Raw genomic sequence first — 11,712 nt, 5'->3', positions numbered from 1 at the left:
TTTTTTGGTTTAGTAAGCAATAATTTACTTTAAATACATGTATACCAATTGAACTAATATTCACCAATTATATTGTTTTTATTTGTTAAAGTTTTGTTACTTTTGCGACCGATAAAATTTATAATAGAATATTTATGGAATCATACATGATTTATGTGCCGATAGTGATGGCATTGATTGGATTGCTTTTTATGGCAATTAAAAGAAGTTGGGTTTTAAAACAAGACGCCGGTGATGGTAAGATGAAAGAGATTTCAGATTACATCTACGAAGGTGCTTTGGCTTTCTTAAAAGCGGAATACAGATTACTAGCCATCTTTGTTGTATTGGCGAGTGCGGTATTGGCCGGAATTTCTTTTGTTGTTCCTACAACACACATATTAATTGTAGTAGCTTTTATTTTCGGAGCTTTCTTTTCTGCTTTGGCCGGAAACATGGGGATGAAAATTGCTACGAAAACTAACGTTAGAACCACACAAGCAGCTCGTAGCAGTTTGCCACAAGCCTTGAAGGTTTCTTTCGGTGGTGGAACTGTAATGGGATTAGGAGTGGCTGGTTTAGCCGTTTTAGGGTTAACAGGTTTCTTTATTATTTTCTTCAATTACTTCATGAAAGGTGCTTGGACTACTACAGAAGACATGACTATCGTTTTAGAAACGTTAGCTGGTTTCTCTTTAGGAGCTGAGTCTATCGCTTTGTTTGCTCGTGTTGGTGGTGGTATTTATACTAAAGCTGCTGACGTTGGTGCCGACTTAGTAGGTAAAGTTGAAGCAGGAATCCCTGAAGATGATCCAAGAAACCCTGCTACTATTGCAGATAACGTTGGTGACAACGTTGGTGACGTTGCCGGAATGGGTGCCGATTTATTTGGTTCTTATGTAGCTACAGTTTTAGCGGCTATGGTTTTAGGGAATTACGTAATTAAAGATATGGGCGGAAAAATCGATGACGCTTTCGGTGGTATCGGTCCAATTTTATTGCCAATGGCAATTGCCGGTTTCGGAATCTTATTCTCTATCATCGGAACGATGTTAGTAAAAATATCAAGTGATGACGCTAAAGAAAAACAAGTGCAAGGTGCATTAAACGTTGGAAACTGGGTTTCTATTGTTTTAACCGCTATTTCATGTTTCTTCTTAGTACAATATATGTTGCCTGAAGTAATGACTATGGAATTCTTCGGTGAAGGCGCACAACAAATTTCTTCAATGAGAGTATTCTACGCAACTATCGTTGGATTAGTTGTTGGTGGAGTTATCTCTTCGGTTACTGAATACTATACAGGTTTAGGTACAAAACCAGTTTTGGCTATTGTACAAAAATCTTCTACAGGTGCGGGAACTAACGTAATCGCCGGTTTAGCTACGGGTATGATTTCTACTTTCCCAACGGTATTATTATTCGCTGGTGCTATCTGGGCTTCCTATGCTTTTGCAGGTTTCTATGGTGTGGCTTTAGCAGCTTCTGCGATGATGGCTACAACGGCTATGCAGTTAGCAATCGATGCTTTCGGACCAATCTCTGACAACGCCGGTGGTATAGCTGAAATGAGTGAATTACCAAAAGAAGTTCGTACTCGTACAGACATCTTGGATTCAGTGGGTAACACTACTGCTGCAACCGGAAAAGGTTTCGCTATCGCTTCTGCTGCGTTGACTTCATTGGCTTTATTTGCTGCGTATGTAACTTTCACAGGAATTGATGGTATCAACATCTTCAAAGCACCTGTATTAGCCATGTTATTCGTTGGAGGTATGATTCCGGTTGTGTTCTCTGCTTTGGCAATGAATTCTGTTGGAAAAGCGGCAATGGACATGGTTTACGAAGTACGTCGTCAGTTCAAAGAAATTCCGGGTATCATGGAAGGCACAGGAAAACCTGAATATGGTAAATGTGTTGAGATTTCTACAAAAGCTGCTTTAAGAGAAATGATGTTGCCGGGTGTTTTAACTATCGGTTTCCCAATTGCAATCGTACTATTAGGTAAATTAGTTTACGCTGATAACAACCAATTAATCGCTGAAATGTTAGGTGGTTATATGGCTGGAGTTACTGTCTCTGGTGTACTTTGGGCTGTGTTCCAAAACAACGCTGGTGGTGCTTGGGATAATGCTAAAAAATCTTTCGAAGCGGGTGTTGAAATCAACGGCGAAATGACATACAAAGGTTCTGATGCGCACAAAGCAGCCGTAACCGGAGATACTGTTGGTGATCCATTTAAAGACACTTCAGGGCCATCGATGAACATCTTAATCAAATTGACTTGTTTGATTGGATTGGTAATCGCTCCAATTTTAGGAGGTCATGAAGCTGGTGCTGCAGACAATAAAGCCATGAATTGCAATATGGAAATGAAAGGAATGGCAGGCAAATGCGATATGAGCAAATGCAAAGACATGACCAAAGAAGAATGTGCTAAAATGTGCGATTCTTTAGGTTGTACGCCTGAGCAAAAAGAAGCTTGTTTATCACATTACGGTGCTGACGGTAAATTCATCGCCGGTAAAATGGACTGTTGTGCAAAACCTGAAGTGGCTACTGCTACTAAAGACGTAAGAGTTGAAATTACCAACACAAACGGAAAAGCAAAAGCAACGGTAACTACTACAGTAGGCGGAACAGCTACTACTCAAACTTTTGAAGGTACAGAAGCCGAAGTAAAAGCTAAAGTGGACGCTTTGAAATAATCGCAAGATTTTAATATAATAAAGATGCCTCGCAATTGCGGGGCATTTTTTTTTGTCTTTTTTGTGTAAATTAGCCAATGCAAACACAACCCTATGACTTCCAAATTCGCTTACTTTTTATTGCTGTTTTTCAATGTTGCCTTTTCGCAAAATACCTTGCCTTTAATCCCGCAACCCGAATCGATTGAAATTCGAAATGGGCATTTTGTTTTAAATAAAGAAACAGTAATTCAAGCTAATGAAAATTCATTTGAAGCGCATTATCTTCAACAAAATATAAAAGAAAAAACAGGTTTGGATTTAAGAATAAATCCAAATTATAGTAAGAATAGAATACAACTTTTATTAAGTATACCAGATACCATTAATTTTGACAGAAGTCGATATTCATTATATATTTCGAAAAATGAAGTAGGTATTTCTGCTTCTTCCATTCAAGCACAATTCTACGGAATCCAAACACTTCTGCAATTGATTCCTTCCGAAAAAAAGAATGAAATCAAAGTGCCTTGTTTAGAGATAAACGATTATCCTAAATACAAATGGAGAGGCATGCATCTCGATTGCGCCCGACATTTCTTTTCCGTAGATTTTGTCAAAAAGTATATCGATTACCTGGCGATGTACAAGTTCAATACATTTCATTGGCACTTAACCGATGACCAAGGTTGGCGTATCGAAATCAAACAATATCCTAAACTAACAGAAGTCGGAGCCTGGCGAAACGGTTCCATGATTGGCCATTACAACGAACAAAAGTATGATGACAAACGCTACGGCGGATTTTACACCCAAGACCAAATCAAAGAAGTGGTAGCTTATGCTAAACAACGTCACATTACCGTCGTTCCCGAAATCGAAATGCCCGGGCATGCCGTAGCCGCTTTAGCCGCTTATCCTCAATATTCTTGTACTGGCGGACCATTTGAAGTCGAAAAACAATGGGGCGTTTTAGAAGATGTCTTCTGTCCGAAAGACGAAACATTTACCTTCTTGCAAAATATTTTAGCCGAAGTTATAGCCTTATTTCCTTCAGAATATATTCACATTGGCGGTGATGAATGTCCGAAAACGCGCTGGAAAAACTGTCCGCATTGTCAAGCTTTAATAAAGGATAAAGGATTGAAAGACGAACACGAACTTCAAAGTTATTTCATTCAAAGAATCGAAAAGTTTGTCAACTCCAACGGCCGAAAAATTATCGGTTGGGACGAAATCCTCGAAGGTGGTTTGGCGCCCAATGCAGCCGTAATGAGTTGGCGTGGCACCGAAGGCGGAATCGCAGCAGCAAAACAAAAACATTTCGTCGTAATGACTCCCGGTTCGCATTGCTATTTCGACCATTACCAAGGCAATCCAAAAAATGAACCGTTGGCCATTGGCGGTTACACTCCATTGGAAAAGGTGTATGCGTTCAATCCCATTCCAAAAGAACTATCCAACGAAGAATCTAAATACATTTTAGGTGCGCAAGCTAATGTTTGGACTGAATATATCGACACACCAGAACAAGTGGAATACATGATTTTCCCACGAATGTTGGCGCTTTCCGAAGTGCTTTGGGGAACCTCCAACCCGGAAAAGTACACCGATTTTGAAAAGCGAATGATTCAGCAATTCTCGGTTTTACACAAAAAAGGCATCAATTACAGTAAAGCAATTTTTGAAATTACAGCAGAAGTGATGCCCAAACCCGGCGACAATGGCGTGTTGTACTTGTTGAAAACCAATCAACAACCTAACGGAATTCATTATACAACCGATGGAACTAATCCAACAGCGCAATCAAAGGTTTACAACCAACCGCTGGAAATCACTAAATCACAAACGATTAAAGCGGTTTATTTTGAAAATGAACATCCCAAAAGCAATATTGCCGAACAATCATTCTTTATTCACAAAGCCACAAGCCAATTGGTTTCGCTTCAAAATCAACCCAACGGGAATTATGCCAAAGGCGGCGGATTTACTTTGGTGGATGGTATTCAAGGCGACAAGGCTAAATTTGGGCAAAATTGGTTAGGCTTCTCAGGAACCGATTTAAACGCGACCATCAATTTAGGCAATAAACAAAAAATCAGTCGCCTAGGCATCGGACTATTGAGCAGTCCTTCATCATGGATTTATTTCCCCAAAAAAGTAACATTCTGGGTTTCAGAGGACATGATGCAATTTGAAGCAGTGGGGACTTTTTCCGCTGAAGAAATTCAAAAAAGCAAAGGTCAAATCACCTTAGATTGCAATAAAAACATCCAATTTGTAAAAGTCACAGTCGAAAATTTCGGCATTATTCCTGACGGTCAACCCGGCGCCGGAAACAAAGCGTGGCTTTTTGCAGATGAAATAACCGTAGAATAGCTATGTCAAATCGCAGAAATTTTCTCAAAACCGCTGCAGCAGGTTCAGTAGCTTTAGCTTTGCAATCGTTTACTTCCAAAGAAGATAATTCGGCCAAACCAAAAGGTAAAATCAATAAGCCCATTGTGCTTTCCACCTGGAATTTCGGCCTACAAGCCAATGGCGCTGCGTGGGAAATTCTAAAGAAAAACGGACGCGCTCTCGATGCGGTTGAAGCCGGAGTGAAAATTCCGGAAGGTGATCCAAAAGAAAGAAGCGTTGGCTACGGCGGAAGACCTGACCGTGACGGAAGAGTAACACTCGACGCTTGTATCATGGACGAATTTTCTAATATCGGTTCGGTAGCCGCTTTGGAACATATCAAACATCCAATTTCTGTCGCAAGAATGGTAATGGAAAAAACACCACACGTAATGTTGGTTGGCGATGGCGCTCTGCAATTTGCTTTATCACAAGGGTTCAAAAAAGAAAATCTTTTGGTAGAAGATTCCAAAAAAGAATGGAAGGAATGGCTCAAAACCAGTCAGTACAAACCGATAGCCAATATCGAAAACCACGACACCATTGGCATGATTGCTTTGGATGCTCAAGGAAATCTCTCCGGCGCTTGTACGACTAGCGGGATGGCTTTTAAAATGCACGGTAGAGTAGGCGATTCACCTATCATCGGAGCCGGTTTGTATGTCGATAACGAAATCGGAGCTGCCACAGCCACCGGTCATGGAGAAGAAGTCATCCGAATTGCCGGTTGTCATTTGGTTGTAGAATTAATGCGTCAAGGAAAATCGCCGCAGCATGCTTGTGAAGAAGCGGTTTCACGTATTGTAAAGTTGACCAAAAACAGAAACAAAAACCTTAAAGATATCCAAGTAGGTTTTATCGCTTTGGATAAAGAAGGAAACTACGGAGCGTATTGTATCCAAGGTGGATTCAATTATGCGGTAAATGATGCTTCCGGAAATAAATTAATTGATGCAGATTACTTTTTAAAATAATGGCCCAACTCGAAATCGCTTGTTTCAACTTAGAATCGGCTCTTATCGCCCAAGAAAATGGCGCCGATAGAGTTGAACTTTGTGCCGCAATTGAAGTTGGTGGTACAACTCCTGATTTTGAAACCGTCATGCAAGTAAGAGAAAATTTAACCCTCGATTTGTATGTAATGATTCGACCGCGTGGTGGCAATTTTGTTTATTCTGAAGAAGAGTTTCAGCAAATGCAAAAGTATATTTTAGCCTTAAAAGAATTGAATGTTAACGGCTTTGTTTTCGGGATTTTGAAGGAAGACAAGAGTATCAATTTGGCACAAAATAAAGCTTTAGTCGATTTGGCTAAACCATTGCCATGCACGTTTCACCGTGCTTTTGATGAAGTTGAAAACGCTTTTGAGTCATTGGAACAAATCATCAATTGCGGATTCAAAACGATACTAACTTCGGGTCAAGCCCAAAATGTAATGGAAGGCATGAACCGTTTAACCGAATTGGTTTCCAAAGCCAATAACCGAATCATAATCATGCCCGGCGGCGGTTTGCGCTCAACCAATATTGAAGTCATCCAACAAAATACTAAAGCGGTTTTTTATCATTCTTCGGCGATAACTGACGGTAATGAAACTGCAAATCCAAATGAAATTCAAGCTTTAAAATCCAAACTCAAATGAGAAAATTGTGGTTGACACTTGTAATCGTTTTTTTATGGCCAATGGTTCTTTGGGCACAAAATAAAGAACGCAATTTAAGTTTAGAATCATGGACTTTCAGAAAAGTAACCGAAACTAATTGGCTTCCCGCCAAAATACCCGGAACGGTGCACACCGATTTGTTGGCGAACCAATTAATTCCCGATCCTTTTTTTGGTTCCAATGAAAAGCAATTGCAATGGATAGAAAACGAAGATTGGCAGTATCAAACGACTTTTACCATTTCAAAAGAAGAACTGAATCATCAAAACTGCATGCTGCAATTTAACGGTTTAGATACTTTTGCGGAAGTGACTTTAAACGGAACTAAAATTCTTTCCGCCAACAATATGTTCCGAACATGGAAAGTTGAGGTGAAAAAACTATTGAAGATTGGCCAAAACAAACTCGAAATCAAATTTGAATCTGCCGTTAAAAAAGGAAAAGAAGCCGCCAAGAAGCTAACATACACTTTACCCGGAGACGAAAAAATATTCACCCGAAAAGCGCAGTATCATTTTGGTTGGGATTGGGGACCAAGATTTGTTACCGCCGGAATTTATAAGAAAGTAGCGCTGCATTTTTGGGATAATGCAACAATAACTAACCTCAAAACCAATCAGGATTTAACCAATCAGGATGAAGCAAAAGTTCAGTTTGCTATCGAAATAAACAGCACCAATACTTCTCAATACCAATTAAAAATCAACGATAAATCAGATTTAATCCAACTCCAAGAAGGCAAAAATAACTTGTCGTTTACCTACGAAATTGCAAATCCAAAATTGTGGTGGCCCAACGGCTTAGGTGAACCACATTTGTATCCGTTTGAAATTAGCTTAACAAAGGGTAATCAAACCATTGATAGTAAAAAGCTAAACATTGGGTTGCGAACCATTGAATTGGTTCAGGAAAATGATACAATTGGCAAGAGTTTTTATTTCAAAGTGAATGGTTTTCCGGTGTTTATGAAAGGTGCCAATGTCATTCCGCCCGATAGTTTTTTGCCCAGAGCAACGGATTCTGTTTATAAATCGATTGTCAAAAATGCGGTTGACGCCAATATGAATATGCTCCGAGTTTGGGGCGGCGGCGTTTATGTCGATGATGCTTTTTACGAAGAATGCGACAAAAACGGAATCTTAGTTTGGCAGGATTTTATGTTTGCCTGCGCTATGTATCCCGGTGATGAAGCGTTTTTAGAGAATGTAAAACAAGAAGTAATCGATAACGTCACTCGTTTGCAAAACCATCCGAGTTTGGGACTTTGGTGTGGGAATAATGAAAATGATGAAGGCTGGCACAATTGGGGTTGGCAAAAACAATACAATTATTCGGAAGCAGATTCGACTAAAATTTGGAACGATTACCAAAAGCTGTTTCACGAACTGATTCCGCAAACGTTAGACAGTTTATTACCCAAAAATGAAAATCGCTATTGGCCGTCATCGCCATCTATAGGTTGGGGTAGAAAAGAGAGTTTGCTCAGCGGTGATGCCCATTATTGGGGCGTTTGGTGGGGAAATGAACCTTTTGAAATGTACCAAAAAAAGGTTGGACGATTCATGAGCGAATACGGTTTTCAAAGCATGCCCGATATCAAAACGTTTCAGGCTTTCGCCAAAAGTGACGAACTGAACTTCGATTCGGAAACGGTAAAAAACCACCAAAAACATCCAACGGGTTATAAAACCATCAACGATTATATGGCGCGAGATTATCAAGTGCCAACGAATTTTGAAGACTATATTTACGTTTCACAATTACTTCAAGCTGAAGGCATGAAAATGGCTATTGAAGCGCATCGAACCGACCGAAAATGTATGGGAACATTATTTTGGCAAGCCAATGATTGTTGGCCCGTGACTTCCTGGAGTTCGGTAGATTATTATGGAAGATGGAAAGCTTTTCAATACCAGGCGAAGCGGAGTTTTGAGGATGTAATGATTTCGATTAAAGAAGAAGAAAACAGCTATAAAGCTTATATTGTCAATGATAATTTGAATCAGTTTAAAGGTCAGTTTAATGTAGTTTTGCTTGATTTTAATGGCAAAACACTTTGGTTTGCAGAAACTACCGGGGTTATTCCGGGAAGCTCAAATTTGGTTCATTTTGAAATTTCTAAAGATGATTTAGGGCTTTTTGATTTGAAAAAAACAGTACTTTCTGTTTCGTTTAAGTCTGAAAATAAATCAGCGAGTTCTCTTTTCTATTTTGTAAAGCCTAAAGATTTACAATTGAGAAATCCCAATATCCAAATTACAAAGCTTGATGAACTGACTTATGAAATCTTTTCTGATGTTTTGGCCAAAAATGTGTATTTGTCAGCAGCCGAAGAAGTGTTTTTCAGTGACAATTATTTTGACATTTTGCCGGGACCGAAAGTGCAAATCAAATTGTCTAAACCCGTGAAAGAGGTTCGTGTAAAATCGCTTTTTGAAGTTATGAAAAACTAATTTTGCAAAAGACAAAACCCATTTAGCCCCGACAGGAGTGACACCGTGTAAAACGTATGGCGGGAATATGGATGGCAAAAATGCCTGAGAATTTCGCTCCTTATTTTAAAACAATCCGTTTATTTCAGCATTAATTCGGTTGATGATGTTGCCTAAATCCTCCGGATTATTTACGAAATCAATATTGTCTACATCAATAATTAACAACTTCCCTTTGTCGTAAGTCGTAATCCAAGCTTCGTAGCGTTCGTTCAATCGGCTTAAATAGTCAATAGAAATGGTATTCTCGTAGTCGCGACCGCGTTTGTGGATTTGGGAAACCAAATTAGGAATAGAGCTTCTCAAATAAATCAACAAATCCGGAGCACCAACCAAACCTTCCATCAATTCAAAAAGCGAAGTGTAATTTTGGAAATCACGGTTGGTCATTAAACCCATCGCATGTAAATTGGGTGCAAAAATATGCGCATCTTCATAAATCGTACGATCCTGAATAATGTTTTTGCCACTTTCGCGAATTTGTAACACTTGACGAAAACGCGAATTCAAGAAATAAATTTGCAAGTTGAATGACCAACGTTCCATTTGGTGATAGAAATCATCCAAATACGGATTGTCAACCACGTCTTCAAAATGAGGTTCCCATTTAAAATGTTTGGCTAATGAACGCGTTAGTGTGGTCTTTCCTGCTCCTATATTTCCTGCTACTGCTATGTGCATTATGGTAGTTTTATTTTAAAATTTTTAATTTGTTGGTTGGTAAAAATAGCTAAAATTTGGTCTTTGTAATAAAAATTTTGGAACGATTTCTCAACAATTTCGATTTCGAAAACCGTTTTGGATTGATTGTTCAAGCAGTAAAGAGTGTTGTCTCTTGAAAATAGCAATTTTTCATGGTCAACGATTTGGATTTTTTCAAATGGCGGAATATTGGCTAACAAGGTCACCTTGCCGAATATATCAATAGAATACCAGTTGTTGATTTCGTCAATCCAATAAAAATTATTAAAATCGGATTGGATGTACTTGATGTTTTCAGCTATGGGATTACCAACGGTTTTGGAAGTGTTTTTCAAGTAATCAAACAGCATGATTTGCTGGGTTAAAGCATTGTAAATCCAGAATTGATTCTGTGAAGCCATGCCGATTTTTGAGGCAAAAATGGTATTGTCAATTTCAAAAAGATTCAGCTTTTGGATTTCGTTTAATTGATTATCGAGTAAGATTATCGTATTAAAATCTTCATAGAAAACCAATATTTTTAACGGATTTACATAGTCAACCGAAGTGATTTTGCCCAAAGCTACATTTTTGTATTCCCAAGTTTGCGCTTCATTTTGCTTGATAAAAACATTGTTTTTGATGAAATAGTTGTTCCCCAATCCATCAAAACCTACATAAATTTTGTCTTCTAAAGCTTGAGCGTTTAGTTCAGTGGTTTTCAATTTCGGATTTTGACCAAAACCTGAGGTGAAAACGAGTAGGATAATAAAAGAAAGGGCACTTTTCATCATAGTGCTAATTTACAGTAAACCTTACTAATTACCATAAGTCTAACTCAATATTTTAACAAAACATTGGTAACACTTTACGTTTACTTTCGTCATATTTGCTATAACAAAACCAAAAACAATGAAAAAAATTGTATTCGCTTCGTTTTTTGTCTTCTCTTATTTAGTAACTCATGCCCAAAAAGACTTTCAAGGCATGGCCGTTTACGAATCAAAAACCAGTACATCCGATTTCAAATCTCGTTTCGAAGGCAATAAAGAAATAACACCCGAAATGCAGAAAATGATTGAAGAGCGCATGAAAAAGATGTTTGAAAAGACATTTTTTCTAAACTTTGATAAATCAGCCTCCATTTATAAAGAAGAAGAAAAGCTTGACGCTCCGGGTCAAGGCCAAGGCGGTTTCAGAATGATGAGCTCTATGATGGGCGGCGGCGGAACTTACTACAAAAATGTAAAAGACAAGACCTATAAAGTGGATAAAGAATTTATGGGAAAAGAGTTTTTAGTTAAAGATTCTTTGGTCAATTACAACTGGCAAATGACCGGTGAAACCAGAGTGATTGGCGGATACAATTGTTTCAAAGCCACTGCGGTTATTCCGGCGAGCAAGACTGATTTTAGAAACTTCCGACCTAAAAAAGAAGAAGAAAAAAAGGATGACAAAGCTAAAGAGGAAACCAAAGATGGTACCAAAACCAGTTTTATGGACCAAATAGAATTGCCTAAAGAAATCACGATCACCGCTTGGTACACGCCGGAAATTCCGGTAAGTCAAGGTCCGGAAGGTTATTGGGGTTTACCCGGATTGATATTGGAAGTTAATGACGGCAAAACGACGATTCTTTGTTCCAAAATTGTTTTAAATCCAAAAGATAAAGCAGAAATAAAAGCACCAAGTAATGGTAAAGAAGTTTCTCAAAAAGAATACGACGAAATTGTAGTCAAAAAAATGGAAGAAATGCAGGAAATGAATAATGGTCGCGGCGGCGGTTTCCAAATGAGAATGTCCAGATAAT

8 protein-coding genes are annotated in these 11,712 nt (G+C 38.6%); 6 read left to right on the top strand and 2 right to left on the bottom strand.

Annotated elements, in window-relative coordinates; translation table 11 throughout:
- The first annotated feature begins 134 nt into the window (after positions 1-134).
- The 5 genes from ACK4HO_RS09390 to ACK4HO_RS09370 all read left to right on the top strand — a co-directional run bounded on the left by ACK4HO_RS09390 (position 135) and on the right by ACK4HO_RS09370 (position 9,182).
- On the top strand, positions 135-2,687 hold the full coding sequence (locus tag ACK4HO_RS09390) for a sodium-translocating pyrophosphatase (RefSeq protein WP_409665183.1): 2,553 nt from the start codon (positions 135-137) through the stop codon (positions 2,685-2,687).
- A gap of 93 nt (positions 2,688-2,780) precedes the next feature.
- Positions 2,781-5,045 (top strand): beta-N-acetylhexosaminidase, encoded by a 2,265-nt coding sequence (locus tag ACK4HO_RS09385; RefSeq protein WP_409665181.1) that lies wholly within the window; start codon positions 2,781-2,783, stop codon positions 5,043-5,045.
- 2 nt (positions 5,046-5,047) lie between these two features.
- Positions 5,048-6,040 carry an isoaspartyl peptidase/L-asparaginase family protein gene (locus ACK4HO_RS09380; protein ID WP_409665179.1) on the top strand — a complete coding sequence of 331 codons (993 nt, stop codon included), beginning with the start codon at positions 5,048-5,050 and terminating at the stop codon, positions 6,038-6,040.
- Positions 6,040-6,708 carry a copper homeostasis protein CutC gene (locus ACK4HO_RS09375; RefSeq protein ID WP_409665177.1) on the top strand — a complete coding sequence of 223 codons (669 nt, stop codon included), beginning with the start codon at positions 6,040-6,042 and terminating at the stop codon, positions 6,706-6,708. The genes ACK4HO_RS09380 and ACK4HO_RS09375 overlap by 1 nt, the downstream gene beginning before the upstream one ends.
- The gene (locus ACK4HO_RS09370) at positions 6,705-9,182 is read left to right on the top strand and encodes a beta-mannosidase (protein ID WP_409665176.1); all 2,478 of its coding nucleotides are present in this window, start codon (positions 6,705-6,707) and stop codon (positions 9,180-9,182) included. Before ACK4HO_RS09375 ends, ACK4HO_RS09370 begins: the two co-directional genes overlap by 4 nt.
- Before the next feature lie 105 nt (positions 9,183-9,287).
- On the opposite strand, the gene ACK4HO_RS09365 is transcribed toward ACK4HO_RS09370, so the two are convergent.
- Together ACK4HO_RS09365 and ACK4HO_RS09360 are read right to left on the bottom strand one after the other, a co-directional pair.
- Complete coding sequence (locus ACK4HO_RS09365; RefSeq protein ID WP_409665174.1) at positions 9,288-9,902, bottom strand: deoxynucleoside kinase; 615 nt, start codon at positions 9,900-9,902, stop codon at positions 9,288-9,290.
- Complete coding sequence (locus ACK4HO_RS09360; protein ID WP_409665172.1) at positions 9,902-10,696, bottom strand: hypothetical protein; 795 nt, start codon at positions 10,694-10,696, stop codon at positions 9,902-9,904. The genes ACK4HO_RS09365 and ACK4HO_RS09360 overlap by 1 nt, the downstream gene beginning before the upstream one ends.
- 118 nt (positions 10,697-10,814) lie before the next feature.
- On the opposite strand from ACK4HO_RS09360, the gene ACK4HO_RS09355 reads away from it, so the two are divergent.
- Entirely contained in the window at positions 10,815-11,711 is an 897-nt protein-coding gene (locus ACK4HO_RS09355; protein WP_409665170.1) for a GLPGLI family protein, read from the top strand.
- Position 11,712: the final 1 nt, after the last annotated feature.

Source organism: Flavobacterium sp. (genome assembly GCF_046296355.1).
In the GTDB taxonomy this organism is placed as follows: Bacteria; Bacteroidota; Bacteroidia; order Flavobacteriales; family Flavobacteriaceae; genus Flavobacterium.
Note: the sequence above shows the minus strand (reverse complement) of the source record. Positions and strands in the feature narration are given on the sequence as shown.